The sequence below is a fragment of the Amphritea atlantica genome (assembly GCF_900111095.1).
In the GTDB taxonomy this organism is placed as follows: Bacteria; Pseudomonadota; Gammaproteobacteria; order Pseudomonadales; family Balneatricaceae; genus Amphritea; species Amphritea atlantica.
This window is the reverse complement of sequence record NZ_FOGB01000009.1, coordinates 1-24,610: the sequence shown is the minus strand read 5'-3', so window position 1 is coordinate 24,610 and position 24,610 is coordinate 1. Positions and strand designations below refer to the sequence as shown.

Annotated in this window: 26 protein-coding genes and 1 riboswitch; of the genes, 15 read left to right on the top strand and 11 right to left on the bottom strand. The window is 51.6% G+C overall.

Features of this window, described 5'->3' with window-relative positions; all coding sequences use genetic code 11:
• Positions 1–36: 36 nt before the first annotated feature.
• On the top strand, positions 37–870 hold the full coding sequence (locus tag BMY09_RS14505; protein WP_091359748.1) for a divergent polysaccharide deacetylase family protein: 834 nt from the start codon (positions 37–39) through the stop codon (positions 868–870).
• On the opposite strand, the gene BMY09_RS14500 is transcribed toward BMY09_RS14505, so the two are convergent.
• The 5 genes from BMY09_RS14500 to coaBC all read right to left on the bottom strand — a co-directional run bounded on the left by BMY09_RS14500 (position 859) and on the right by coaBC (position 5,898).
• Positions 859–1,626: a sulfite exporter TauE/SafE family protein gene (locus BMY09_RS14500; protein WP_091359745.1), complete on the bottom strand. Its 768-nt coding sequence runs from the start codon at positions 1,624–1,626 to the stop codon at positions 859–861. The genes BMY09_RS14505 and BMY09_RS14500 overlap by 12 nt on opposite strands.
• A gap of 38 nt (positions 1,627–1,664) precedes the next feature.
• The gene (gene slmA, locus BMY09_RS14495) at positions 1,665–2,261 is read right to left on the bottom strand and encodes a nucleoid occlusion factor SlmA (RefSeq protein ID WP_091359740.1); all 597 of its coding nucleotides are present in this window, start codon (positions 2,259–2,261) and stop codon (positions 1,665–1,667) included.
• A complete protein-coding gene (gene argB, locus BMY09_RS14490; RefSeq protein ID WP_091359736.1) occupies positions 2,261–3,175 on the bottom strand; it encodes an acetylglutamate kinase in 915 nt (304 codons plus the stop codon). Before argB ends, slmA begins: the two co-directional genes overlap by 1 nt.
• Positions 3,159–4,598, bottom strand: coding sequence for a phosphomannomutase/phosphoglucomutase (locus BMY09_RS14485; RefSeq protein ID WP_091359733.1), 1,440 nt, complete (start codon positions 4,596–4,598; stop codon positions 3,159–3,161). Before BMY09_RS14485 ends, argB begins: the two co-directional genes overlap by 17 nt.
• A 100-nt stretch (positions 4,599–4,698) precedes the next feature.
• A complete protein-coding gene (gene coaBC / locus BMY09_RS14480; RefSeq protein WP_091359730.1) occupies positions 4,699–5,898 on the bottom strand; it encodes a bifunctional phosphopantothenoylcysteine decarboxylase/phosphopantothenate--cysteine ligase CoaBC in 1,200 nt (399 codons plus the stop codon).
• 147 nt (positions 5,899–6,045) lie between these two features.
• On the opposite strand from coaBC, the gene radC reads away from it, so the two are divergent.
• The 9 genes from radC (at position 6,046) to thiC (ending at position 14,695) form a co-directional block, all read left to right on the top strand.
• Positions 6,046–6,720, top strand: a complete 675-nt coding sequence (gene radC, locus BMY09_RS14475; RefSeq protein ID WP_091359726.1) for a RadC family protein — start codon at positions 6,046–6,048, stop codon at positions 6,718–6,720.
• A 209-nt stretch (positions 6,721–6,929) separates the two neighbouring features.
• A complete protein-coding gene (gene rpmB / locus BMY09_RS14470) occupies positions 6,930–7,166 on the top strand; it encodes a 50S ribosomal protein L28 (protein WP_091359723.1) in 237 nt (78 codons plus the stop codon).
• A gap of 11 nt (positions 7,167–7,177) precedes the next feature.
• The gene (gene rpmG / locus BMY09_RS14465) at positions 7,178–7,333 is read left to right on the top strand and encodes a 50S ribosomal protein L33 (protein WP_019622531.1); all 156 of its coding nucleotides are present in this window, start codon (positions 7,178–7,180) and stop codon (positions 7,331–7,333) included.
• Between the two features lie 90 nt (positions 7,334–7,423).
• Entirely contained in the window at positions 7,424–8,236 is an 813-nt protein-coding gene (mutM, locus tag BMY09_RS14460) for a bifunctional DNA-formamidopyrimidine glycosylase/DNA-(apurinic or apyrimidinic site) lyase (RefSeq protein WP_091359721.1), read from the top strand.
• Positions 8,236–9,144: an alpha/beta hydrolase gene (locus tag BMY09_RS14455; RefSeq protein WP_091359718.1), complete on the top strand. Its 909-nt coding sequence runs from the start codon at positions 8,236–8,238 to the stop codon at positions 9,142–9,144. Before mutM ends, BMY09_RS14455 begins: the two co-directional genes overlap by 1 nt.
• A 322-nt stretch (positions 9,145–9,466) precedes the next feature.
• A complete protein-coding gene (locus tag BMY09_RS14450) occupies positions 9,467–10,000 on the top strand; it encodes a phosphatase PAP2 family protein (RefSeq protein ID WP_091359715.1) in 534 nt (177 codons plus the stop codon).
• Positions 10,001–10,040: 40 nt separating this feature from the next.
• Positions 10,041–11,081 (top strand): MJ1255/VC2487 family glycosyltransferase, encoded by a 1,041-nt coding sequence (locus BMY09_RS14445; protein ID WP_091359712.1) that lies wholly within the window; start codon positions 10,041–10,043, stop codon positions 11,079–11,081.
• 711 nt (positions 11,082–11,792) lie between these two features.
• Positions 11,793–11,902: riboswitch (TPP riboswitch) on the top strand.
• A 49-nt stretch (positions 11,903–11,951) separates the two neighbouring features.
• Positions 11,952–12,764, top strand: coding sequence for a bifunctional hydroxymethylpyrimidine kinase/phosphomethylpyrimidine kinase (gene thiD / locus BMY09_RS14440; RefSeq protein ID WP_091359708.1), 813 nt, complete (start codon positions 11,952–11,954; stop codon positions 12,762–12,764).
• Between the two features lie 50 nt (positions 12,765–12,814).
• The gene (gene thiC, locus BMY09_RS14435) at positions 12,815–14,695 is read left to right on the top strand and encodes a phosphomethylpyrimidine synthase ThiC (protein WP_091359705.1); all 1,881 of its coding nucleotides are present in this window, start codon (positions 12,815–12,817) and stop codon (positions 14,693–14,695) included.
• Positions 14,696–14,810: 115 nt separating this feature from the next.
• Here thiC and BMY09_RS14430 read toward each other — a convergent pair whose 3' ends face one another.
• From BMY09_RS14430 to BMY09_RS14420, 3 genes are all read right to left on the bottom strand, one after another.
• Complete coding sequence (locus BMY09_RS14430) at positions 14,811–15,338, bottom strand: nucleoside 2-deoxyribosyltransferase (RefSeq protein ID WP_091359701.1); 528 nt, start codon at positions 15,336–15,338, stop codon at positions 14,811–14,813.
• A gap of 2 nt (positions 15,339–15,340) precedes the next feature.
• Positions 15,341–15,604, bottom strand: coding sequence for a DUF5062 family protein (locus tag BMY09_RS14425; protein ID WP_091359698.1), 264 nt, complete (start codon positions 15,602–15,604; stop codon positions 15,341–15,343).
• Between the two features lie 128 nt (positions 15,605–15,732).
• Entirely contained in the window at positions 15,733–16,197 is a 465-nt protein-coding gene (locus BMY09_RS14420; RefSeq protein WP_091359695.1) for an aminoacyl-tRNA deacylase, read from the bottom strand.
• Positions 16,198–16,336: 139 nt separating this feature from the next.
• Between BMY09_RS14420 and BMY09_RS14415 the strand changes: the two genes are divergently transcribed.
• Complete coding sequence (locus tag BMY09_RS14415) at positions 16,337–16,978, top strand: MBL fold metallo-hydrolase (RefSeq protein ID WP_091359693.1); 642 nt, start codon at positions 16,337–16,339, stop codon at positions 16,976–16,978.
• On the opposite strand, the gene BMY09_RS14410 is transcribed toward BMY09_RS14415, so the two are convergent.
• On the bottom strand, positions 16,975–17,580 hold the full coding sequence (locus BMY09_RS14410) for a DUF502 domain-containing protein (RefSeq protein ID WP_091359690.1): 606 nt from the start codon (positions 17,578–17,580) through the stop codon (positions 16,975–16,977). The genes BMY09_RS14415 and BMY09_RS14410 overlap by 4 nt on opposite strands.
• A gap of 85 nt (positions 17,581–17,665) precedes the next feature.
• Between BMY09_RS14410 and BMY09_RS14405 the strand changes: the two genes are divergently transcribed.
• On the top strand, positions 17,666–17,902 hold the full coding sequence (locus BMY09_RS14405) for a hypothetical protein (RefSeq protein ID WP_091359688.1): 237 nt from the start codon (positions 17,666–17,668) through the stop codon (positions 17,900–17,902).
• Positions 17,903–17,939: 37 nt separating this feature from the next.
• Here the strand turns inward: BMY09_RS14405 and zapE are convergent, their stop codons facing one another.
• Positions 17,940–19,085 carry a cell division protein ZapE gene (zapE, locus tag BMY09_RS14400; protein ID WP_091359686.1) on the bottom strand — a complete coding sequence of 382 codons (1,146 nt, stop codon included), beginning with the start codon at positions 19,083–19,085 and terminating at the stop codon, positions 17,940–17,942.
• Positions 19,086–19,177: 92 nt separating this feature from the next.
• Between zapE and BMY09_RS14395 the strand changes: the two genes are divergently transcribed.
• On the top strand, positions 19,178–19,912 hold the full coding sequence (locus tag BMY09_RS14395; protein WP_139203196.1) for a lipoyl protein ligase domain-containing protein: 735 nt from the start codon (positions 19,178–19,180) through the stop codon (positions 19,910–19,912).
• 19 nt (positions 19,913–19,931) lie between these two features.
• On the opposite strand, the gene pfkA is transcribed toward BMY09_RS14395, so the two are convergent.
• Entirely contained in the window at positions 19,932–20,936 is a 1,005-nt protein-coding gene (gene pfkA, locus BMY09_RS14390; protein WP_091359680.1) for a 6-phosphofructokinase, read from the bottom strand.
• A gap of 148 nt (positions 20,937–21,084) precedes the next feature.
• On the opposite strand from pfkA, the gene aceK reads away from it, so the two are divergent.
• Both aceK and BMY09_RS14380 read left to right on the top strand, forming a co-directional pair.
• On the top strand, positions 21,085–22,833 hold the full coding sequence (gene aceK, locus BMY09_RS14385) for a bifunctional isocitrate dehydrogenase kinase/phosphatase (RefSeq protein ID WP_091359678.1): 1,749 nt from the start codon (positions 21,085–21,087) through the stop codon (positions 22,831–22,833).
• A 114-nt stretch (positions 22,834–22,947) separates the two neighbouring features.
• Positions 22,948–23,937, top strand: a complete 990-nt coding sequence (locus BMY09_RS14380; protein ID WP_091359675.1) for a TAXI family TRAP transporter solute-binding subunit — start codon at positions 22,948–22,950, stop codon at positions 23,935–23,937.
• Positions 23,938–24,610: the final 673 nt, after the last annotated feature.

Here is a 24,610-nt window from a genome sequence, read left to right as displayed (position 1 = left end):
GAGCCTAAAAGGCATACCGTTTATTGCCTTGGGCTGATGTTGCTTTTGCTGTTGTTTCAGCCCGTCAGGGCTGAAACAGGTCCGGCGCGGCTGATTATTATCGTTGATGATCTGGGCAATAGTCTGGAAAAAGGGCTGGCCGCGATTGATCTGCCAGGACCGGTTGCTTATTCTGTTCTGCCCCACACTCCCCACAGCGTTGCACTGGCTGAGAAAGCATATAGCCTGGGGAAAGAGGTCATGTTGCATGCGCCGATGGCAAATACGGCACATCTCAGGTTAGGGCCGGGTGCATTAACCGAGAACCAGAACCAGTTACAGCTGGAACGTATTCTGCGGGATGATATCGCTTCAGTTCCCCATGTTTCGGGTGTGAATAACCATATGGGCAGTCTGTTAACCCAGCAGCGCTCGAAAATGGACTGGGTGATGGGGGTGTTGGCTGAGCAGGGGTTGTTCTTTCTGGATAGCCGCACGACCAGTCAGACAACGGCCTGGAAGTCAGCTTATTCAAAAGGTATCCCCTGGCTGGTGCGCGATGTTTTTCTCGATCATGAGCAGAATACTGCTTTTATTGATAAGCAGTTCCGCTATGGTCTGAAGTTGGCGCAGGAGCAAGGGTTTGCTGTACTGATCTGTCACCCTTATCCGGTCACTATCCGCTATCTTCAGCAGGCATTACCTGAAATTGGTGAGCAGGGTATTCAACTGGTGGCACCCAGTGGGTTTCTGTTTCAGCAGGCAGAGGCGCGTCGGCTGGTGGAAGCGCGGTTAGCTGAGCGCCAGCTGGATCATGAATGTGACCGGCATGAGGGACATTGCCGCGATAGTCTGGCTCAGCAGGGTAGTCGTCACGCCCTAAAACAGTAGTGTCGCATCATAAATCAGCTTAACCCCAACGATGATTGTCAGCGCTTCAAAGACCCGCTTTACCAAGCCGTTCCCCCTGACCAGTGCGATATGAGTGCCGGTATAAGCGCCAATGATTGCGCCGATAATCAGGGCTGGCAGCCATTCCCAATGGGGCGGTTGTTGCAGGGCAACCGTTATTGCGCCTGAACCGTTCCAGAAGAGACCGACCAGGATTAAGACGTACGCTACAGCGGTTTTATAGTCCAGCCCGAACCAGCGAACCAGCCACAGGGTGACAAACAGCCCTGTTCCTGAGGTCAGCGATCCGTTGAGAATTCCGATCAGACAGAGCACCAGTCCACCCAGTAACATACCTGAAAAGTGACGGTTACAGGGCTGGTGGGTCATGCCCAGCTGAGTTTTGAAGATTGAATAGAGCCCCAGTCCGGTGGTGAGTAGTCCAAGACTGAGAATGGTCAGCGATTCCGGCAGTTGCAACACCAGTATACCGCCGGTGATCACGCCCGGCAGGCCAGATGCAAGTATAAACAGGCAGAAGCGTCGGTTGAGGGATTTTTCCCGCAGATGGCGCAGGGTTGCGCCAATTCCCAGTGCTACACTGGCGATCTTATGGGTTGCCAGTGCGGTGCTGAAACTGAGCCCGAGAAATAGCAGTACTGGCAGTTGAAGCAGACCGGCACCGCCGCCAGCCATCGCCGAAAGGGCGTTGGCCAGCAGCGAAATCACCACCAGACTGAGTTGTTCGATGATCACGTTGTCAGAGTGCCTCAGGCTGAATCGAATTCCGGATGTTAGCGGCTGGCGGCAACCGCCAGAATACTCCACTGATCGGTCCAGTTGATCGTTGGCCGGGCTTTGAATTCACTACGGACAAACTGACGGATGCGCCCCTCTGCGCAGGCCAGCATCAGGTTGGCAGTCGCCCCGCTGGGCAGCTGGGTACGCAGCCCCTCGGTCTGTTCGGCGGTGCGCAGAATCTGCTTCAACTGGGTTTCCATACGCTCAAAGAACTGATTGATACGCTGTCTCAGCCGGTCGGTTTCACCGGACAGGGCGTCGCCGGTAAGAATCCGTGCCATCCCCGGGTTCTTCTCCACAAATGCCAGCAGCAGAGTAAGAATCTGCTCGCACTGTTTCATCCCGTTGGCATCAGAACCGGTGATGATGTTAATGCGGCTGAACATGGTGTCTTCAATGAACGCGATAAGCCCTTCAAACATCCGGGCTTTGCTGGGAAAGTGGCGGTAAAGCGCAGCTTCTGAAACACCTACATGCCGGGCAAGAGCGGCGGTAGTGATGCGTGCGCCGGGATCGCTTTCCAGCATCATCGCCAGAGATTGAAGAATCTGTTCACGCCGTGACGGCTTTTCGGTTAGTTCGGCATCCATTACTCTTGAACCTTCCGGTGCTGGTTGGTGATCAGGGTACCCACACCTTCATCGGTGAAGAGTTCCAGTATGCAGGAGTGTTCAACCCGGCCATCGATAATATGGGCGCTGTTCACGCCGCATTTAACGGCGCTCAGGGCGCAGTCGATCTTGGGCAGCATGCCACCGTAGATGGTGCCATCCTCTATCAGTGCATCAACCTGTGTGGTGGTCAGGCCGGTCAGAACGTTGCCCTCTTTATCCAGCAGGCCGCTGATGTTGGTCAGCAGGATCAGTTTTTCCGCCTGCATCACTTCAGCCACTTTACCGGCAACCAGGTCGGCATTGATATTGTAGGATTCGCCATCGCTGCCAACGCCGATAGGAGCGATGACCGGAATGAAGTCTGAATTGCTCAGCATATCAAGGACTTTGATATTGACGTGATCGACCTCTCCAACATGACCAATGTCGATAATTTCTGGTGCTGACATCTCCGGAGACTGATGTTTTACCTTCAGTTTTCGGGCGCCCAGCAGCATGCCGTCTTTGCCGGTCAGGCCGATCGCTTTGCCGCCATTGCGATTGATCAGGCCGACAATATCTTTGTTAACCATGCCGCCCAGCACCATCTCAACCACGTCCATAGTTTTTGAGTCGGTTACCCGCATGCCGTTAACAAAGTGAGATTCAATGGCCAGCTGATCCAGCAGCTCACCAATTTGCGGGCCACCCCCATGAACAACGATCGGGTTAATACCGATCAGTTTCATCATCACGATATCGCGGGCAAAGCTGTCCTTCAGTCTGTCATCGATCATCGCGTTACCGCCGTACTTGATGACAACGGTTTTACCTGCAAACTGCTGGATATAGGGGAGTGCTTCGCTTAGCACGTTGGCGGTATTCATCGCATCTTTACGTGACAGTGGCATGAGTATCGTCTCTATCTGTAGGGTTTGTGTAGTTTGTAACCGCTAACTCAGGGATTTGCAAGTCAGGAATTACCTGTTTCAGTTTCTGCTCCAGCAACTGACTGATCCGCTGCAGCGCAACTACGGTGAGTGCTTCAATTCTGAGCGTCAGCATCGGGGTTGTATTGGATGGTCTGATGCCAAACCAGCCATCGCTGTATTCTACCCGCAAACCGTCTGTATTACAGACCCGGGCCGGGGAAAAGTCCTGCTGTGTTAACTGTTCAATGATGCGGAACTTGTCCTCGTCGCTGACCGCGATATTGATCATCGGGGTGGAGGGCAGCGTGGCGAACTGGCTGAACAGCTCAGCGGCGGATTTGTCCGAGTCACTTAGCAACTGTAGTAGTCTGACTGCGGCATAGAGGCCATCGTCAAAGCCATACCACTGATCAGCAAAAAACAGATGGCCGCTGAACTCGCCGCCGAACAGGGCGTTGGTTTGCCGCATCCGGTTTTTGATCATGGAGTGGCCGCAACGCCACATATCGCCTTTACCCCCCTGTTGTTCAATCAGCAGGGGAAGGTTTAGCGAGCATTTAACGTCGTAGACGATCTCAGCGCCGGGGTGTTGTTGTAACAGGTCCTGCGCGAACAGGCAGATCAACTGATCCGGGGTAATGCTAACTCCGTTGTCACTGATTACTGCCAGGCGGTCGCCATCACCGTCCAGTGCCAGCCCGATATCTGCCTTTGTTTCAATGACTTCAGTGATCAGGTCTGCCAGATTTTCAGCTTTTTCCGGGTCCGGGTGGTGATTGGGAAAAGTCCCATCCACATCGCAGTACAGCGCGGTCACTTCACAGCCCAGACGCTGCAAAAGCCTGACGATCCAGGGACCGGGGACGCCGTTGCCGCAATCGACCACCACCTTCAGGGGGCGGCGCAACCGCCGTTCCAGTAATACCCGCTTAAGGTAGGCCTCGCTGATATCCTGAGAGAGCAGGGCGCCCGAGCCATGGGTAAACCGGGAGGACTGGATGCGCTGATGGAGGTCGGTGATCTCGTCGCCGGACAGGGTATGCCCCGCCAGCATAATCTTAAAGCCGTTATAGTCAGCCGGATTATGGCTGCCGGTGACCATCACGCCTGAGCCGGTGTTCAGTGCGTGGGTGCCGTAATATAAAACCGGGGTTGGCACCATCCCCAGATCAACTACATCGATACCACTTAGCCGCAATCCGCTGATCAGTGCCTGGCTCAGTTCCGGGCTGGAAAGGCGACCGTCATGGCCAACACAGAGACGCTGTTGCTGCCGTTCACGCGCGTCGCTGCCAATGGCCCGCCCGATCTGGCAGGCGCTGTCCGGGTTCAGGCTATGCGGATAGATTCCGCGGATATCGTAGGCGCGAAAGATCGCTGGATTGAGGTCTTGCCGGTTCAACGGTTCAATTTCCTAAAAGCTATTTTTCCTGGAAGCTACATTTCCTGGAAACTATTGCGCTGGGGATGTGCCGGGATGCTTCAGCGTTTTTGGCGCCGCTTCAGCTCTCCTGATGCGCCGCGATGATCTCAATCAGTTTAGCCGCTAACTGGCGTTTGCTGCTCAGCGGCAGTTGCTGGACATCATCGTGGCTGACCACGGTCACTGCGTTATCATCACTGTTAAAGCCGATATCGCTACGGGAGACATCATTGGCAATGATCAGATCGAGGTTTTTACGGCTCAGCTTATCCTGCGCATAATGGACAACATCACGGGTTTCGGCTGCAAAACCCACCGTAAAAGGTTTATTCTGCCGGGCAGCGACACTGGCAACGATATCTGGGTTTTTCACCAGTCGCAGCTCCATAATCTCTTCGGTGCCTTTTTTCAGCTTATGCTCAGCGACCGCAACGGGGCGAAAATCCGCAACTGCGGCAGAGGCGATAAAGATATCGCACTCATCGATATGTTCAAGCGCTGCGGCCAGCATCTGTTCAGCGCTTTCAACCATGATTCGTTCACAGCGTTGGGGGGCTGTCAGGTTAACTGGTCCGCTGATCAGCGTGACTTTTGCTCCCGCATCTACAGCTGCTTCAGCCAGGGCGTAGCCCATCTTGCCGGAGCTGTGATTGCTGATATAGCGTACCGGGTCCAGCGCTTCCCGGGTGGGGCCTGCGGTAATAAAGACCCGCTTACCGCTGAGTGATCCCCGGTCGAACAGTGCTGCCGTTTGCTGGGCGATCTGGGCGGGTTCGAGCATTCGCCCGGGGCCCGTGTCGCCACAGGCCTGATCACCGATCCCGGGTCCCAGCAGACGCACCCCTTTCCCTTCTAAACTGGCGGCATTGCGCTGAGTTTGCTGATCACGCCACATGGCCTGATTCATCGCCGGAGCCAGTACGATAGGGGCTTCAGTTGCCAGGCAGATTGTGCTGAGCAGGTCATTTCCCAGGCCCCCGTCTAAACGCGCCATGAAATCGGCGCTGGCGGGTGCGATCAGAACCATATCGGCCCATTTAGCCAGTTCAATATGGCCCATGCCTGCTTCCGCTTCGGGATCGAGCAGATGCTGATGCACAGGGTTTCCGGAGAGCGCCTGCATGGTCAGAGGGGTAATGAATTCGGTGGCTGCCGGGGTCATCACCACCTGAACGTCAGCGCCGGCACCTTTGAGTAATCGGGTGAGTTCGGCACTCTTATAGGCAGCGATGCCGCCGGTAATACCTAATACAATCTGTCTGTTAGTGAGTCTCTGCATACCGGGTAACTATTCATCTGCGGTAATGTGGGAGCCATACGATACCACTATCCGGTAGCGAGTTACATTCCTGCAGCGCATTGCAGGGGGCTGGTCTACAATGGTTGGGTAAAATTCATTTATCAGTGATGACACAGGGATGTGATAATGGCGATTACTGACTGGCCGGAGGCTGAACGCCCCCGGGAAAAACTGTTACGGCAGGGAGCTGTGAGCCTGTCAGATGGCGAACTACTGGCAATTTTTCTACGCACGGGTGTCAAAGGCTGCAGTGCTGTAGATCTGGCTCGCCAGTTGCTGACACGGTTTGGTGGTTTACGAGCGTTAATAAAGTCGGATCAGCAGACGTTTTGTCAGCAGCTCGGGCTTGGGCCGGCTAAGTATGTTCAGCTGCAGGCGGTTATGGAGATCAGTCGCCGCTGTCAGGCTGAGCAGTTACAGCGGGATTCTGCGCTGACATCACCCGACCTGGTGCGGGATTATCTGCAGCTGCAGTTGAGTGATCGCAGTCGTGAGGTGTTTGCCTGTCTGCTGCTGGATAGCCAACACCGGGTTATCTGCTTTGAGGAGTTATTTAAGGGCACCATTGACAGCGCCACCGTACACCCCCGTGAGGTTGTAAAGCTGGCACTGAGTCATAATGCCGCCGCGATGATTCTGGCCCACAATCACCCCTCTGGAATTGCTGAACCCAGTATGGCCGACCAGCATATTACTCAACGGATTAAAGAGGCGCTGAGTCTGGTGGATATCCGCCTGTTGGATCATATGGTCGTGGGCAGCGGAGTCACCGTCTCTCTGGCAGAAAGAGGGCTGATCTGATGCAGAATAAAATTGTAAGCTTATGTAGCCATTAGCGTTTGTTTTCTGTACAATGCGCGCTCTTCTATCCACCGGTACGGGTTATTGTCTTTGGTTTGGACGCACCGCCTGAGGATATTGAAGCCACCCCATTTTAGCGGGGATCTATGGTTTCAGATCCAATAAGTATCTGATAGAGGCTACATAAACAACGTTAAAAGGTATTTTCCATGTCTCGAGTTTGCATGGTTACAGGCAAGCGTCCTGTAACAGGAAACAATGTTTCCCACGCACTGAACCGCACACGTCGTCGCTTTTTGCCGAACCTGCACTGGCACCGTTTCTGGGTAGAGAGCGAGCAGAAGTTTGTCCGTCTGCGTGTTTCTTCCAAGGGTATGCGTATCATCGATAAGAAAGGTATCGATGTTGTGCTGGCTGAAGTTCGTAAGAACGGCATTAAAGTTTAAGGAGCACGATTATGCGCGATAAAATTAAGATGGTTTCATCTGCAGGTACTGGTCACTTCTACACCACTACTAAGAACAAACGTACTACGCCTGATAAGCTGGAAATGAAGAAATTCGATCCAGTTGTTCGTCAGCACGTTATGTACAAAGAAGCTAAGATTAAGTAATAATCTGAGCTAAGCATAAAAAACCCGGCTGGTCCGGGTTTTTTTGTGTCTGGAGACACCTGAACCGATTCACTCTGAAGCCTGTTGAATATGCCAGAATTACCCGAAGTTGAAACCACCCGCCGGGGTATCGAACCACACATTGAAGGGCGTACGATCACTGCGCTCACCGTGCGTCAGCCGAAATTGCGCTGGCCGGTTCCTGAGCAGTTGTCTGAATGGGTAACAGGGGGGCGCATCCATTCGGTCACCCGCCGGGGTAAATACCTGCTAATCAACCTGCCGGGTGGTTCGGTAATGATCCATCTGGGGATGTCTGGTAGTCTCTATATGGTGTCTTCAGATCAGCCAGCGGGTTATCATGACCATGTCGACCTGGTTCTGGATAGCGGTATGGCGTTGCGGCTGACTGATCCGCGCCGGTTCGGTTCGGTATTGTGGCAGCCCGCAGGGCAGCAGCATCTGTTACTCGAAGCGCTGGGGCCTGAACCGCTGAGCAGCGATTTCACTGCAGAATACCTGCAACAGCGCTGCAGCGGTCGCAAGCAGGCGATCAAGCAGTTTATTATGAATAGCCAGGTTGTGGTGGGGGTGGGTAATATTTACGCAAACGAGGCGTTGTTCAGTGCGGGTATCCACCCCAAACGGGCCGCAGGTAATATCTCTGCTGAGCGACTGAAACGCCTGGTAGAAGAGATCAGGATAGTGCTGGCCCGGGCTATCGAGCAGGGGGGGACCACGCTGAAAGACTTTGTCGGTGGTGATGGTAAACCCGGCTACTTTAAGCAGCAACTGAATGTGTACGGTCGTGGCGGTGAACCTTGTCATCACTGTAAATCAACACTGAAAGAGATCCGTCTGGGTCAGCGATCCACTGTCTATTGTCCGGAGTGTCAACGTTAATGGGAATTCTTGAACCGCTCTTGAAACCAACCCCGACAGGAGGGGAGATCTGCCCCAGCCGGGAGGATTTGCAACGTGCTCTGGGCAGTGGCGCCTATCTGGCTAAGCGTGAAACATTCCATGTCAGCGAGCTGCCTATCCATTGTGAGATCTATGAACACGGAATTGATTCTCCGGTACTGATGTTTCTGCCCGGTATTGGCACCTATGGTGAGCTCTATGCTGAGATGCTCTGGTCACTTTCTCAGCGGGGTTTTAATGTTGTGGCGATTGATCCACCAGGCCATGGATACTCCGGTGGTGAGCGCGGAGTCTATACCGTTGAGTCGGTGCAGGAATCTGTCTCTCTGGTGATTGATGCTCTGGAGCAGCGCTATGATGGCCCCTATTTTATCTATGGTTACTCAATCGGTGCGCTGTTGGCGGTAGCTGCGGCTGAGAATGATGAGCGGATCAGTAAGGTGGTTTGTGGCACGCTGCTGACAACGGAAGTACCCCCTGACCTGTTTCACCTGCTGGGTTGGCAGTGGACCTGGGGGAGTGCGATGCTGTTTCCGGGGATGCGGTTACCGCTGGCCTGGATGGTGGATTATGATCATCTGCTGGCAGGGCATCCGGCAGGGATGTTGATAAATCATGACCCGATGCTGGTGCTGGACTACCCATTCAAAACACTGGCCAGCCTGTTCAGTCACAGAGCGGGGATTATGAAACGTAAATATCCGTTCCAACTGGCTCTGGTCCAGGGGGAACAGGATGAGGTGCTGTCTGTAGGCTATAGTCGTCGGGTAGTCTATGAAGCTGTACAACCGATAGAACTGATTACGGTGCCGGGAGAGGGGCACATGATGCCGCTGACAGCACCGCTTAAACTGGCAAATATTATTGCTGGCTGGCTTAACTCTTAATAATATAAGCATTAAAAATCAATGCTTTATAAATAAAAGCTTCATAAATGAAAGTCTTTGTAAACCAAAGGCCTGAATATCGCCTTTGGCCTGCGATCGCTATGGGTTAACTATGATAAAAAGCTTTGCTATCAAGCGCTTCGCTGGCTGAAAAAACACCCTGACAGCATTATTGTGGGTGCCTGTCAGTTCCTTCCCTCACTTGTCCCTACCTTTCCCTGCAGTCGTTACGGCTGTCACCGAAGCTTAAATAGCCGTTAACCGCTCTGTAATAGTTTTTGGAGGAGAATGTTGCCAAACAGCAAACATTTGGTCCGAAACTATGAACGCACTACAGCAACGCATAGTCGCATTTGATGTGGCACTGTACTATCTCTGTTTTGGTACCTGCAGACTGCCGGTGATGCCGACAATCAGCCGTCTTATCTCAAAACTGGGTGATGGGGGGTTCTACCTTGTATCCGGCCTGCTGGTGGCCTGGTTAGATATTGAAAACGGCATCGATTTCCTGTTAGCCGGACTGTTTGTGTTTGCCATTGAGTTGCCTGTGTATATGTTTCTTAAACAGGCAATCAGGCGCGACCGACCCTGTGATCGCTTTGCCGATGTCATACCTCAGATTACCCCTTCTGATAAGTTTAGTTTGCCGTCCGGGCATGCCGCCGCCGCGTTCGTTTTTGCCTCGCTGTTGAGTTACTACTATCCCGCGTTAATGTTGCCTGCTTACACCCTGGCATCTCTGATCGCACTGGCCAGGGTGTTCCTGGGGGTGCATTACCCCACTGATATTCTGGCTGGCGCTGCATTAGGCCTGACCTCCTCGGTTATCGGGTTAAACCTGATTGATCTGCTCTGATATCTCTTTTTAAATCGTTTCAATATAGTCGGGATCTGCAATGAAAATTCTGTATGGCGTTCAGGCAACGGGTAACGGGCATATCACCCGGGCCAGAGTGATGGCTCCGGCGCTGGCGAAGGAGGGGATCGAGGTCGATTTTCTGTTTAGTGGAAGGTCTCCTGATAAGCTGTTTAATATGGAGCCTTTTGGTGAGTATCAGGTTCGCCGTGGTCTTACCTTCAGTGTTACCGACGGTAAAATTGATCGCTGGCGCAGTCTGACTCAAAACAGTCTTATTCAACTGGTTAAGGATATCCGGGCACTGGACCTTCAAGAGTATGATCTGGTCATCAGTGATTTTGAGCCGGTGACGGCCTGGGCCGCTAAGCTGCAGAAAAAGCCCAGCATCGGTATCGCTCATCAGTACGCTTTCAGTTATCCGTTGCCGGGGCCGGGTATCGGTCGGGTAATGATGCCGATGATCCGTTTTTTCGCACCCGTCCAGCAGGGGATCGGTTTACACTGGCATCACTTTGATGGACCGATACTGCCCCCTTTGATTGAGGCCCAACCCTATCCGATCACCGTGCAACCGGGAATGATTCTGGTCTATCTGCCATTTGAAAACCGCGAGCAGATCAGGCAGTGGTTATCACCATTCAGTGATTATGAGTTTCATGTTTATTGCGATATAGAAAGCCCGGAAAATGAGGAGCATATTTTTTGGCGACCTCTGTCACGAGAGGCATTTCGTCAGGCTCAGGCTTGCTGCGATGGTGTGATTGCGAACTGTGGCTTTGGTCTGGCCAGCGAGGTAATACAGGCGGGGAAAAAGTTGCTGACCAAGCCGCTTGCCGGCCAGCCTGAGCAACTGTCTAACGCCGCTGTGCTGGAACATCTGGGGCTGGCAGAGGTTTTTTCAGAGTTGGAAGAGGAGCAGTTCTATCGCTGGGCGGGGCGGTTATCACCTGACCCGGTCGACTATCCCGATGTAGCGGCGGCTCTGGCCAGGTGGATACTCAACGGTTGTCATCAGAGCGCCGGGATGCTGGCCAGTGAGCTGTGGCAGGATCTGGCGGCCGAACCGGCTGTTGTTTGAGATAGAGTCTCGATAATCGTAGCGGGGAAGCGTTGGCGGGGTTGCTGAGCTGCTCTTCTGGTCTACTGGTATTCTGGTCTAAGGTCTTAGGGTTCAGAGCTAAACGTTATACAAAAAAAGAGAGTGCTCAGTTCCCCTTGAGCACTCTCTTTTATTTTACTGGCCAGATGATCTGTTCCTGATCCGTTGCCCTGGTGAAATCTAATCAGCTTCCTGCTGACATCCCTGTTTCCTTTTCACCTATCTATCATCTACGCCTGATATTTCAGCCGCTTGCCGTGTCCCTCATCCGTGAAGGCTATCGATCCGTCAGAATCAGTATCCTATTTCAGCGGTTAAGGAGCTATAGGAAAAAATCCTATTTTGCGCTGCGATAGCAGGGGGCGATAATGGGGAAGTCTGTGGTATTAAAAGCGGGCAAAAAAAAGAGAGTACTCAGTTCCCCTTAAGTACTCTCTTCATACTGGCATCCCTATTCCCTGCAGTTAATCCATGGCATCCTGCCAGCACTCCATGCTTCCTGATCCGCTTGTCTGGGCCATCCCCTGTTCAGTCCCGAACATTTAATCTTCCTGAAGCACATCATGGGTGAATTACAGTTGAGTGGATATAGGAAAAAGTCCTATTTTTTTATTTGTGCCGGGCAAGGCTTGTCCCATGTCAATTTTCCTGACGAAGATGGACATGTTGAACGCTTGGACATAAACTATACAGATCTTGTCGGGGTGCCCATCGGGCTGAGAGTTGGAGTGAGACTAAACCAACAACCCGCGAACCTGATCCGGTTAATACCGGCGTAGGAAATCGAGATAAACCGAATTACTGCCTTTGTCGTACCCGGTTTAGCTCATTAATGCTGGACTGGTACCGATGTCTGAAAGAAACATTCCAATTGCTTTGACTATCGCTGGTTCTGACAGCGGTGGTGGTGCCGGTATCCAGGCAGATCTGAAAGCCTTTTCCGCCCTGGGGGTGTACGGTGCCTCTGCGATTACCGCGATCACCGCACAGAACACCCGTGAGGTGAGGGCGATCCATCCGGTGCCGTTGCCAGTCCTCTCCGAGCAGATCTGCGCAGTCTTTGATGATCTTAATGTCACTGCGGTTAAAACCGGGATGCTCGGCGATGCTGAGACTGTCGCCTGCGTTGCAGACAGACTGGAGCAATATCGCCCCGCTTATCTGGTTGTTGATCCGGTGATGGTGGCGAAAAGCGGTGATGCGTTATTACTGGATAGCGCAGTCGAATCACTGAAAAAACGGCTGTTCCCTCTGGCATCCCTGATTACCCCGAATCTTCCTGAAGCTGCAACTTTGCTGGGCTGCCCACAACCAGGCACGCCGGCAGAGATGGAAACGATGGTTCAGCAGCTGTTCGCCCTTGGCGCTGGCGCGGTATTGCTCAAAGGTGGGCACCTTGAGGGAACGGATGATGCCGTGGATCTGCTGTTTGATGGTGATCAGCTGTATCGTTTTAGTTCTCCGCGCATAGCAACCCGCAATACCCATGGCACAGGGTGTACTCTGGCATCCGCTATTACCGCCGGGCTGGCGTGCGGGTTAAGTTTGCCAGAGGCGGTACAACAGGCAAAAGATTATATCTCTGCGGCTATATCTGCCGCAGACCGGTTGCAAGTGGGGCATGGCCAGGGGCCAGTGCATCACTTTTATCGATATTGGTAGCCGGCCTCAGCCGGAACCTTATAAGAAAAACTCAAGACGCAGGTAATAATATGACCGATAGTCAAACAGTTCTAAGTCGCAGTGCACAGGTTGATGAAGCCTCTGTTCAACCGTTTCCTAACTCCCGCAAGGTCTATGTCGAGGGTTCCCGTGCCGACATCCGGGTGCCGATGCGTGAAATCTTTCTGGCGGATACCCCTACTGATATGGGCGGCGAGAAGAATGATCCCCTCTATGTGTATGATACATCTGGCCCTTACACCGACCCGGATGCCTGTATTGATGTACGTAAAGGGCTAGAGCCTTTGCGGGCTGGCTGGATTGAAGAGCGTGGTGACACGGTGCAACTTGATGGGCTGAGTTCAGAATATGGTCGTGCCCGTGAACAGGATCTGCGTCTGGATCACCTGCGTTTTGAACTGACCCGCAAGCCACTTAAAGCAAAGCCGGGGAGTAACGTTACTCAGCTTCACTATGCGCGCCAGGGAATTGTTACCCCGGAGATGGAATTTATCGCCATTCGTGAAAACATGAAACTGGCTAAAGCGCGGGCGCAAGGTAATATCGTTGCCCAGCAGCATCCCGGTCATAGCTTTGGCGCTAAACTTCCCGATGAGATCACTCCTGAGTTTGTCCGTCAGGAAGTGGCAGAGGGACGGGCGATTATCCCTGCCAATATTAACCATCCTGAAGTCGAGCCGATGATCATTGGCCGCAACTTCCTGGTGAAAATCAACGGTAATATTGGCAACTCTGCGCTGACCTCTTCCATTGAAGAGGAAGTGGAGAAGATGACCTGGGGTATCCGCTGGGGTTCCGATACGATTATGGATCTGTCCACCGGCAAGAATATTCATGAAACCCGTGAATGGATTCTGCGTAATTCGCCCGTGCCTATCGGCACCGTACCGATCTATCAGGCCCTGGAAAAGGTGAATGGTGTCGCTGAAGACCTGAGCTGGGAAGTGTTCCGGGATACGCTGATTGAACAGGCCGAGCAGGGGGTGGACTACTTTACCATTCATGCTGGCGTGCTGCTGCGCTATGTGCCGATGACCGCTAAGCGGATGACCGGTATTGTCTCCCGCGGTGGTTCTATCATGGCAAAATGGTGTCTGGCACACCATGAGGAAAACTTCCTTTACACTCACTTTGAAGATATTTGCGAGATCTGCAAGGCGTACGATGTGTCTTTCTCTCTGGGGGATGGCCTGCGTCCCGGATCGGTTTACGATGCCAATGATGAAGCGCAGTTCTCTGAGCTGGAAACCCTGGGTGAACTGACTAAGATTGCCTGGAAACACGATGTTCAGGTGATGATCGAAGGTCCGGGGCATGTGCCGATGCATATGATTAAAGAGAACATGGATAAGCAACTGACCGAGTGTCATGAGGCGCCGTTCTATACTCTGGGACCACTGACCACCGATATTGCACCGGGTTATGACCATATTACCTCCGGTATCGGTGCGGCGATGATCGGCTGGTATGGCTGTGCCATGCTCTGCTATGTAACCCCGAAAGAGCATCTTGGGTTGCCCAACAAAGATGATGTTAAGACCGGTATTATCACCTATAAGATCGCTGCCCACGCGGCTGATCTGGCCAAAGGCCATCCGGGTGCACAGATTCGTGATAACGCGATGTCTAAGGCTCGTTTCGAGTTCCGCTGGGAAGATCAGTTTAATATCGGCCTGGACCCGGACACCGCCCGGGCATTCCACGATGAAACCCTGCCGAAGGAGTCTGCTAAAGTGGCTCACTTCTGTTCTATGTGTGGTCCGAAGTTCTGCTCAATGAAGATCTCACAGGAGGTACGTGATCTGGACGAGTCACAGATCGCATCGATGCAGGCAGCTGCCGATAAAGGGATGCAGGAGAAATCTCAGGAGTTTAAAGAGACCGGTGCTGAGATCTACCATAAGGTGTAAGCGCTATAAGGAATAAGCTCCATAAGATATAAGCGCCATAAGATATAAGCTCCATAAGATATAAGCATCGCAGGGTGCAACCCGCGGGGGTCATATCATTAAAAAGCCGCTGACGTCAGCGGCTTTTTTGTATCTGTTGTAAAACCCTCTCAAACAGTCTCAGGTGGTTATCCATATCTTCGCTCAGTGCCTCAGTTAGCAAGCCGCCCAGTTGCCCGGTGGCACCAACCATCATCAGGTTATCGGCCATCTGAAACGCTTCAATGCTAAAGCCATCCCGATCAGTTTGTTCCCCTTCAATACGGTCACTGTAGAGCCGGCCATCCAGGGTGTAGCCCCAGACCGCTTTATTCTGGGCGGTCATATAGCCCATCTCAAAGGCGGTACCCACATCCATACTGGGGCCTCTGAACGGTGTCATATTGGCAATAATGATATGACACTGGTTCATCAGACCAATATTGGCCTGATAGATAGCTATTCCTGCTTCATAGGGCGCTAGCGCTGAAAGGTCTAATTCATTATCCAGAGGAAAGTGGCCGGTAAAGCCATATTGCTGGCAAAGCGCCTTTTTCGCTTCTCCCAACGCCACTGCGTTGGGCCAGAAGACATCGGGGCCCGCCAGATAGATCGATTGCTGCACGGTTATTCTTCCAGCAGGGGGTGGCCTTTCGGCAACTGACGGCTAATCCAAAGAGCCAGCTTGTGCTTCATGTTGGGTTCGCTCTCTTCACCTTTGGCCAGGGGTTGAATCAGCTTATCCAGCACCAGAAGGCGATAGATAGCGGTAATCTTATTGCTGGCACTGTCTGTTGCCTCAAACTGTCCGGCCCCTCGCTTTTCCATATAGACACCACCGATACGGATCGCCTCTTTAACCAGTTCAGCTTCATGCTTCAGCTTTTTCATCGCTCTCTCCAACAGAACTAATCGGGAATTGGTTGCTACTATGGCATAGCTTCCTGAGCGGGGTAAATATATAGGGGAGGGTTTTATCGGGATGGTGTGACCATCCCGATAATGCTAAGCACTTTGAATCAGTGGCTTATCATGCCGTGGGGTTTCTCTGACATCACCTGTTTGAAGGTGGATTGAGAGAAGCAGAGCAGGTCCTGATGATCGCCTGCTTCCATATAGCAGTCGGGTTCATCGGCCAGATGATCATCCCAGATGACCGGTATGTTATAAGCCTGGCCCAGCGCAGGGACAGCGCCCCGGTTGCAATCCCGGAAGAGAATTTTGACATCTCGTTGAGCCGCGGGCGAAAAAATCCGTCCCATCTGGCGGTTAATGGCATGCAGATCGACCCGTCGGTCTGAAGGTACAACTGCCATCATAAAACCTTCATCATCCCTGAGTACGACACCTTTAGCCATTCGCCGGGCAGGGACATGGGCGGCAATGGCGGAGCTGAGAGAGGTTTCCGCATAGGGGTGCCGGATCAGCCGATAGGGGATATCCCCCCGATTAAGGAACTTTTGTAAAGTGGGAGATACAGACATCTATATAACCTCCTGACAGTGTTAACTGCCTGTCCTGAAGTCTGGTGCTTACGGATTATTTAACCCGCTATGGCATATCGAAGGATAGTTCAGAAATAGGTATACTGCGGGATCTCTTTTCAATGACTGCGGCACCATTATGAAATACAGTATTATTCCCGTTACCCCTTTTCAGCAAAACTGCACACTGTTGTGGTGTGAAGAGAGTAAAAAGGCGGCCGTGGTGGACCCCGGCGGTGATATCGCGGTGGTGCTGGCCAGAATCGCTGAACTGGGGCTGGAGCTGGAAAAAATCCTGCTGACTCATGCGCATATTGATCATGCAGGTGGTACCGCGGAGCTGGTAAAGCAGACCGGTGTACCTATTGAGGGGCCACACATCGGGGATCAGTTCTGGATTGATGGTTTGCCTCAACAGAGCCAGATGTTTGGCTTTCCTCAGGTGGAGATCTTCACCCCGGACCGCTGGTTGGAAGAGGGTGACAGGGTCACCGTGGGCAATGAAACGCTAGAGGTGCTTCACTGTCCAGGGCACACCCCGGGTCATGTCGTGTTTTACAGTCCGGAGAGTCAGCTTGCGCAGGTGGGTGATGTCCTGTTTCAGGGCTCAATCGGCCGTACTGACTTTCCAAAAGGTGATCATGCCACACTGATCAGCTCTATTCGCGAAAAGCTGTTTCCGCTGGGGGATAGTGTCGCGTTTATCCCCGGACATGGACCGATGTCGACCTTTGGCCATGAACGCAAGACCAACCCTTTTGTCAGTGATTCCAGGGGTTAAGTTGATTTTTCAGTGGTGGACACACCGCCACTGACGATAAAGGTGGTGACTTTTCCTGCACTGACGTCGAGCGGGATAACCTGCTCTCTGGGGACGATAATCAGGTTGCCGGAGAAGTTGTAAGAGTCGGGCAGATAGACGGCAACATCCTCACTGAGTCCGAAACTGTTGAGATCTTCGCAGGTCAGGAAACCCATTACTTTGATGGTTTTCTCCCTGTTCAGGAAGACCATCACCGGCTTGTCAAAACTTTTCTGGTCACCTAACAGTGCCTGGAACAGATCTTTCAGAGAGTTATATAACAGCTTTACTACTGGGATGCGGTCCATCAGTGAACCGATAATATTCATCAGAAAACGGGTGAGGTAGAGCGACCCTGCAATCCCGGTGAGAATAATGATGATGACTGTCAGCACGATACCCAGCAGGGTTTCGGTCAGGCCGGGTTGTAATCCTGGAATAAAATAGCCGATCAAAGAACCGACCGCTGAAAAAAGTGTTTCATCCAATGCGGTAAAAATGAGAAACACCAGGTAGATAGTCAGCACAAAAGGCAGCAGTATCAATAATCCCTGAAAGAAAAAACGCAACGCAGTTTTCATGAAAATTATTCCTGTTGAACGTCTGTTACTTCAGACTGCTCGGCTATAATTACCCTCATGCATCATGTGATGTCGGAGGTGTTTGATGAATCAGATTGACTATGGTGATTACCGTATTACCGCTCTGGTCAGACATATGGGGCACAACCGCTGGACGCTTGAACCTAAAATTTATCACAGGGATCTTAAAGATACGATTTTTCATAACGCCGGAGAGCTTGAAGCGGTGCCGGAAAATCAGGTCATTGCCGCCTCTGAAGATGAAGCGATTCGTCAATGTTTTGAACTGGGCAAACTAGTCATAGACGCCGACCTTCATTAAGCGATTGGCAGACGAAGTCATTCATCGCGTAACGGAGTTATCGGTCTGTGGGTTGGCGTTGTTGATACTCCCACGACTGCATCTCGGTCAGACGGCTGTATGTTCTGGCAAACTCAAATACCAGACTACCCTCCATATAGAGTTTTTCCAGGGGGACCTCCACACTCAGAAACAGGTTCACTCCCCGGTCATAGAGTTCATCGACCAGGCTGATAAAGCGTCGTGCCGGATCATCCATACTGCCCAGTAATACCTGCCGTTCTCCCGCTTTTACCGCTTCGCTGCCATCTTCTGTACCCCGGGCTTTTATCTGTTCTGTGCTGCGGCTTCCCAGCAGGGGGACCTGGCTGACAAAGATATGGCTGAAGCGGTTCGCCAGTTCGATGTAGTCCATCTGGCTGCGGGCACCCATGCAGATATGTTCAAAGTCAAACCAGACACATTCCGGGCTCACTGCCTTAGCGGGTATGGGCCGTTGCATCACAATCACCTCATCCGCGCGGGGCGGATTGCGACTGATGGAGGTGTAGAGTTTTGTCAGTTGCTGCTCAGCGTCAGTATCGGTATTACTTGAATGAAATATACAGGGGGAGGGAGTCAGGGAGCGTAAACGATGATCCGTTTCTCCAGCCAGGTTAAACACCTGCATCTGCTGGTTGATCATCGCAATAATCGGTCTGACCCGGTCCTCAAATAGTGGATCTTTGCAGAGTTTTTCTGGTGGGCGATTGGAGGTGGTGATCAGGCGAACGCCACGCTTGAGTAACGACCTGAACAGCTTGCCCAGAATCATCGCATCGGCAATATCGTTAAGGAAAAACTCATCAAAACAGATGAGTTGGTATTGGCGGGCCAGTTTTTGGGCGATCAGTTCCAGAGGGTCTGGTTTACCCTGTAGCACAGTCAGTTGCTGGTGGGTCTGTGCCATAAAACGGTGAAAGTGCAGGCGCAGGCAGATCTTATCGGGCAGATGCGCAAACATCAGATCCATCAGAAAGGTTTTGCCACGACCGACAGGGCCCCAGATATAGATGCCTGCTGAATCACCGGCTCGGTGGCGGCCTGATACCAGTGATGTGTAAACAGGATTAAGCGCTTCAACCAATCGCAGCTGAGCTGGGTCATGCTGATAACCATGACTGGCAAGTGCCTGTTGATATATATCGATAAACTCTGTCTGCATCGGCGTCGTTCCTTACTGGTCGTCGCATGATAATGGTTTTCCCAGGGGGATAGATAGGTTAATCTTCCTGCCTCTGATCTTCGGGGGAAATAATGGTAAGCAGTCTACAGTCTCTGGTAAGCGGTTCAATGCCAGATGAGCAACAATGCATCAGTGAAATTCTTGAAGCTGGGGTGGAAAAGCCGCAGGTGCTGTTTTGGCAGTATGACCGGGCGGCGGTCATTATGGGCTGTTCTCAACGGCCCGATGAGGATCAGATGCGCCGTTCCGAAGCGGCAGGTTTCGCCATGATTCGTCGGCGTTCAGGGGGTGGGGCTGTGTTGGCTGGTCCCTGGATGCTAAGTGTCACAGTGTTTATTCCGCCGGATCACCCCGTGGCAAAGCAAAACATTATTGAAATTTTTTCCTGGCTGGAGCAGATCTGGATCGCTGCGCTGAGAGCCTGCAATGTTCCCTGTAAGGGGGTTGATCAGGCGATGATCGACCGGTCCAAAACCATTAGTCAGGAACAGGATCTGAAATGGGCTTGCTATGCCTCGCTGTCCCATGGTGAGGTCGTCAGTGAAGATGGTCGCAAACTGGTTGGGCTGGCGCAAATACGTAAACGTAAAGGCGTGGCGCTGGTCAGCGGGTTACATCTGAGCCCCTGTGACTGGCAGCAGCTCAGTTCAATTGTTGTGGATAAGCCGGAGCAGGGCGGCGCGCTTGAGGCGCTCAACAGTGACGCCCAGAGTTTATCCGGCATCAGTGCTGAAGAGTTGTTGCCGGATCTGATTCAGGCGTTTACAGACCGGATTCCTGATGACTTTTGTCAGGCAACCCGGTGACCGTTGTTTTGACTCGCACTTATTTATGCAGTAGCTGAGCCAGCTCTACCAGTTGTGGATTGAGCGGTTTCCGCTTCTCCATAATATCCAGTAAGGGGGTTGCTGTGATTTTACTGTCGATCATGCCGATCATAACGTCAGTGAATCCCGCCAGCAGGTAAGTGACTGACGCTGCTCCAAGGCAGGACGCCAACACCCGGTCGTGACCTGTTGGTCTGCCGCCCCGTTGTATATGCCCCAGAATACAGACCCCGGGTTTTTCACCCTGGGCTTCCAGTTGATTGGCAAGCCGATAGGTCAGGCCGGGTCTTGGCCCCTCTGCAACTACGATAATACCGCTGCTGCCGTGGCCTTCTGCCCGTTGGCTGGCAAGAGAGAAACATAGCGCCTCAAGCTTAAAATCGATCTCAGGCACAATAATCATCTCTGCCCCGCAGGCCACGCCAACCTGAGAGGCTATATGGCCAGAATTGCGGCCCATCACCTCAACGAGAAAGATCCGTTCATGGGAAATGGCGGTATCACGAATTTTATCAATCGCTTCCAGTGCCGTATTCAGGGCGGTATCAAAGCCGATGGTATCCTCGGTGCCGTAGATATCATTATCAATGGTGCCGGGTAATCCGATCACCGGGATACCGGTTTCATGGGTCAGCAGGTGGGCTCCGGTTAATGAGCCATCTCCACCGATGACGATCAGACCGCCGATATGGTGTTCTTTGAGAATCTCCCCTGCCTGGTGGCGAACCGCCGGATCTTTAAACGCTTCACATCGATCACTTTTAAGAATGGTACCGCCGCGCTGAACAATGTTGGAAACATCACCACTCTTAAGTTCAGTGAAATCGCCGATTATCAGGCCGCTGTAACCCCGGTTTATACCAAATACCCTGATACCCTGGTTCAGTGCTGCCCGGGTAACACTACGAATGGCCGGATTCATGCCGGGTGAATCGCCCCCGCTGGTCATGACGGCAATCGCGTTGATACGGGTGTTTTTCTTCAGGTCGGGAAGACGATACATGGCGTGATTCCGAAAATAATAATACCTTTCAATATTAAGCAGATAACGGAATTAGACAACTGTTTTTCCAAACCTTTTCACCTGGAGAATGGTAACCCGCGGCAATCGCTGCTAAATAATATAGAGATGACAGCGCAAGCAGAGAAATATGAAACAACGTGACGCCGAGTTGATAGCCCTGTTGATACTGGATGGCTTTACTGACTATCGCAAACAGTTCAAAGCGATCACCCTTCAGGCCAGGCCCTGTTTCGAAGCTGCGGACTGGCCTGCCATCCAATGTCTGTCTGTGGAACGAATCGACCTCTATGGTGCTATGGTTGAGCGGGTCAGCAGGCAGATCAGAGCCGCCATCAGGGATAGCGCTGAGAGTGCGCTTTGGGTTGCCGTTAAAGCCAGTTATCTGAGTCTGATAGTCGCCCGCGATGATGCTGATCTGAGTGAAACATTTTATAACTCGGTCTATTGTGCGCTGTTTGGTCACCGGCAAATAACGGATCAGCTGATGTTTATCAGCTCAACAGCTCAGAGACCCTCGCAGCACAGAACCCTCAATACTGGTCAGATCTATCGTCGATATACTCTGAAAAAAGGCCTTATAAACGTCATTAACCAGTTAATGGATGATTATCAGTTTGCCATCCCCTGGGAAAATAAACGCAGGGATATACGAAACCTTCTGCGTTATATCCGGGCTCACGTTGCTGCTGATATCGTTGCGGATGAAAACACCGTAATAGAAGTGATTCAGGCCATTTTTTACCGCAACAAAGGTGCTTACATTGTCGGCCGGGTTCAGTTTAACCATCATTCGCTGCCATTTATTTTGCCCATTCTGAATAATGAGCATGGCGCGGTCTATATTGATACAGCTCTGACAGATGAGAATGATGTATCAATTGTATTCAGCTTTACCCGCACATACTTTCTTGTGGATGTCGATGTGCCGGCAGAATTTATCTGCTTTTTGCATTCACTGATACCGATGAAGTCTATTGCAGAGCTTTATAACTCAATTGGTTTTTATAAGCAGGGTAAAGCTGAGTTTTATCGTGATTTTATGACTCATATGGAGCAGACCTCTGATCAGTTTGAAGTTGCGCCGGGTACTAAAGGGATGGTGATGACGGTATTTACCCTGCCATCGTATCCTGTGGTGTTCAAAATAATCAAAGATCGCTTTGCATCGGCAAAACAGATTACCCGAGAGGGGGTCATCGCTAAGTATCAATTGGTAAAAAGGCATGACAGGGCCGGTAGAATGGCGGATACACAGGAGTTTGTGAATCTGACACTCCCCAGAAAGCGGTTTTCAGATACCCTGTTAGCAGAGTTGAAACAGGTTGCCGCGGCATCGGTTGATATCGATGCTGATGAAGTGGTGATCAAACATCTGTGGACCGAACGCAGGATGATCCCGCTGAATATTTATCTTGATGAGATGTTGCGACAGGATAATGAACAAGCCGTGTTTCTGGCAATTAATGAGTTTGGTAAGTGTGTTAAAGAGCTGGCCGCGGCGAATATTTTTGCCGGTGATATGTTGTTTAAAAACTTCGGCGTTACCCGTCATGGGCGAGTGGTATTTTATGATTATGATGAGATCAGTTATCTGACCGAGTGTAATTTTCGCGCCATTCCCGAACCGCTTTATCCGGAACAGGAGCTGGCAGCCGAACCCTGGTATTCGGTTGCGGCAAATGATGTTTTCCCCGAGGAGTTTTCCTTATTAACGGCGTGTGATCACCGGGTGCGGAGGTTGTTTGACCAACTTCATGGAGATTTGTTAGATCCTCAATGGTGGGTGAATATGCAGACTCAGGTAAGAGGGGGGGCGATCATTGATCTGTTTCCATACAGAAAGTTGTGCCGCTTTGACAGGAAAACGCTTATATAAGTTGTTGTTCCAGCATGGTTGTAGTCTCTGTACGCGCTGTAATATGATGTCGTGCAAATATTGTTATAATCGGCAGCTTGTGCGGTTTCTTATCTAAGTTCAAAGGAGTGGAATATGGCTTTTCGCAACACAATAACCTCCCTGATTATCGCTCTGGGGGCGTGCGTGGCATCTGTAGGAGCGTTCGCAGGCGATCCTGTTCCGGTGAAAGAGGTCATTACCATTGGTACAGGTGGTGTTACCGGGGTGTATTACCCGACAGGCGGGGCTATTTGCCGTCTGGTGAACAAAAGCCGTTCAGAGCATGGTATTCGCTGTTCAACGGAAAGCACAGCGGGTTCCGGTGCCAACCTGGAGCTGTTAGCCAACCGCGATATTAACTTTGGTATAGCCCAGTCAGACTCACTCTATCAGGCTTATACTGGCAGTGATAAATTTGCTAAAGCTGGACCAGATAAGGACCTGAGAGTTGTATTTTCTCTCCACTCTGAACCCTTTACCGTGGTCGCCCGTGCCGACAGTGGTATCAAAACGATTGCTGATATAAAGGGCAAAAAAGTTAACATGGGGGTGCCTGGTACCGGGCAGCGCGGTACGCTGGAAGCGCTGATGAAAGCCCTGGGCTGGACAAAAGCGGATTTTGCCCTCGCCGCTGAACTGAATGCATCAGAGCAGGCCAGTGCACTCTGCGCAGGCGATATTGATGTCATGATCTATATGATTGGTCATCCCAGTGGCGCGATTAAAGAAGCGACAACCTCCTGTGATAGTGTGTTGGTTGATGTAACGGGGCCCGCTGTTGATAAGCTGGTTGCTGATAACAGTTATTATCAGCATGCGACAATACCTGGCGGACTCTACCGTGGTAATGATCAGGAAACGAAGAGTTTTGGCGTTGAGAGTATCCTGGTCTCGTCAGTCGATACCTCAGAAGAGGTGGTGCATCAGGTGGTGAAAGAGGTGTTCGAAAATTTTGATATTTTCCGTAAACTCCATCCCGCTTTTGCGAACTTGAAAAAAGAGAAGATGCTTCAGACGACAGGCGACATACCTTTTCATCAAGGCACGATAAAATATTTGCAAGAAACAGGCATGATCAAATAGATCATCAGACCGCCGCTTCGCGGCTAGCTAGACGCTTCGCTTGATTAGCTGTTAGACGCGACTTCGTCGCTTGCTAGTGGCGAGGACGGAAACTGCGTTTCCTGCTGGAAAAAGCAAAGACAAAACATAAAAACCGCCGCGAGGCGGTTTTATGTTTTGTAGGAGCCCCTTCCAGGGGCGATGGGGTATCTGATAGTGTTGGCGAATTGATTCACCGCTGGAAGCAGCTCCTGCATCCGCTCTCCTAGCTACTAGCAAGCGAAGCGTCTAGCAGCGGCGCAGCCGCGTTCTAGCCACGTCTTGCTTCAAAAGATGATGTTTTTAATCATTTCTTAACTTTTTCCTGCTCCCCCTGTTGACTCCTCTGCCCCAGAATGTAGAATGCGCTTCCTCGCTTGAGACAGCCACCGGAAACGGTCTCTGAAACAGGTGAGGCTGTTGAGTTTAACGCCTTGATAAATCAGTGTTTACACGGTTTTTCAGGTGGCGATAAACAAAACAGGAAGTGGATCAGGCGGTTTGAAAATTTAGTTAAAATTCTCAAACAAAATGGTTGACTTCATCAGGGTGTTGAGTAGAATACGCACCTCGCTTGAGACGACTCACTGGCAACGGTTGAGAGTTGATAGCAACGCTCTTTAACAGATAGATCAGATAATTCGTGTGGGCGCTT

Excerpts from the sequence above, each read along its gene's own strand:
- BMY09_RS14420 (WP_091359695.1), bottom strand. The coding sequence starts at position 16,197 with ATGTCTGTATCTCCCACTTTACAAAAGTTCCTTAATCGGGGGGATATC.
- BMY09_RS14410 (WP_091359690.1), bottom strand. The coding sequence starts at position 17,580 with ATGAAAACTGCGTTGCGTTTTTTCTTTCAGGGATTATTGATACTGCTG.
- BMY09_RS14405 (WP_091359688.1), top strand. The coding sequence starts at position 17,666 with ATGAATCAGATTGACTATGGTGATTACCGTATTACCGCTCTGGTCAGA.
- aceK (WP_091359678.1), top strand. The coding sequence starts at position 21,085 with ATGAAACAACGTGACGCCGAGTTGATAGCCCTGTTGATACTGGATGGC.
- thiD (WP_091359708.1), top strand. The coding sequence starts at position 11,952 with ATGTCTGAAAGAAACATTCCAATTGCTTTGACTATCGCTGGTTCTGAC.
- BMY09_RS14445 (WP_091359712.1), top strand. The coding sequence starts at position 10,041 with ATGAAAATTCTGTATGGCGTTCAGGCAACGGGTAACGGGCATATCACC.
- BMY09_RS14380 (WP_091359675.1), top strand. The coding sequence starts at position 22,948 with ATGGCTTTTCGCAACACAATAACCTCCCTGATTATCGCTCTGGGGGCG.
- BMY09_RS14425 (WP_091359698.1), bottom strand. The coding sequence starts at position 15,604 with ATGAAAAAGCTGAAGCATGAAGCTGAACTGGTTAAAGAGGCGATCCGT.
- mutM (WP_091359721.1), top strand. The coding sequence starts at position 7,424 with ATGCCAGAATTACCCGAAGTTGAAACCACCCGCCGGGGTATCGAACCA.
- BMY09_RS14505 (WP_091359748.1), top strand. The coding sequence starts at position 37 with ATGTTGCTTTTGCTGTTGTTTCAGCCCGTCAGGGCTGAAACAGGTCCG.
- zapE (WP_091359686.1), bottom strand. The coding sequence starts at position 19,085 with ATGCAGACAGAGTTTATCGATATATATCAACAGGCACTTGCCAGTCAT.
- radC (WP_091359726.1), top strand. The coding sequence starts at position 6,046 with ATGGCGATTACTGACTGGCCGGAGGCTGAACGCCCCCGGGAAAAACTG.
- slmA (WP_091359740.1), bottom strand. The coding sequence starts at position 2,261 with ATGGATGCCGAACTAACCGAAAAGCCGTCACGGCGTGAACAGATTCTT.
- BMY09_RS14455 (WP_091359718.1), top strand. The coding sequence starts at position 8,236 with ATGGGAATTCTTGAACCGCTCTTGAAACCAACCCCGACAGGAGGGGAG.
- coaBC (WP_091359730.1), bottom strand. The coding sequence starts at position 5,898 with ATGCAGAGACTCACTAACAGACAGATTGTATTAGGTATTACCGGCGGC.
- rpmB (WP_091359723.1), top strand. The coding sequence starts at position 6,930 with ATGTCTCGAGTTTGCATGGTTACAGGCAAGCGTCCTGTAACAGGAAAC.
- argB (WP_091359736.1), bottom strand. The coding sequence starts at position 3,175 with ATGCCACTGTCACGTAAAGATGCGATGAATACCGCCAACGTGCTAAGC.
- BMY09_RS14415 (WP_091359693.1), top strand. The coding sequence starts at position 16,337 with ATGAAATACAGTATTATTCCCGTTACCCCTTTTCAGCAAAACTGCACA.
- BMY09_RS14395 (WP_139203196.1), top strand. The coding sequence starts at position 19,178 with ATGGTAAGCAGTCTACAGTCTCTGGTAAGCGGTTCAATGCCAGATGAG.
- pfkA (WP_091359680.1), bottom strand. The coding sequence starts at position 20,936 with ATGTATCGTCTTCCCGACCTGAAGAAAAACACCCGTATCAACGCGATT.
- thiC (WP_091359705.1), top strand. The coding sequence starts at position 12,815 with ATGACCGATAGTCAAACAGTTCTAAGTCGCAGTGCACAGGTTGATGAA.
- BMY09_RS14450 (WP_091359715.1), top strand. The coding sequence starts at position 9,467 with ATGAACGCACTACAGCAACGCATAGTCGCATTTGATGTGGCACTGTAC.
- rpmG (WP_019622531.1), top strand. The coding sequence starts at position 7,178 with ATGCGCGATAAAATTAAGATGGTTTCATCTGCAGGTACTGGTCACTTC.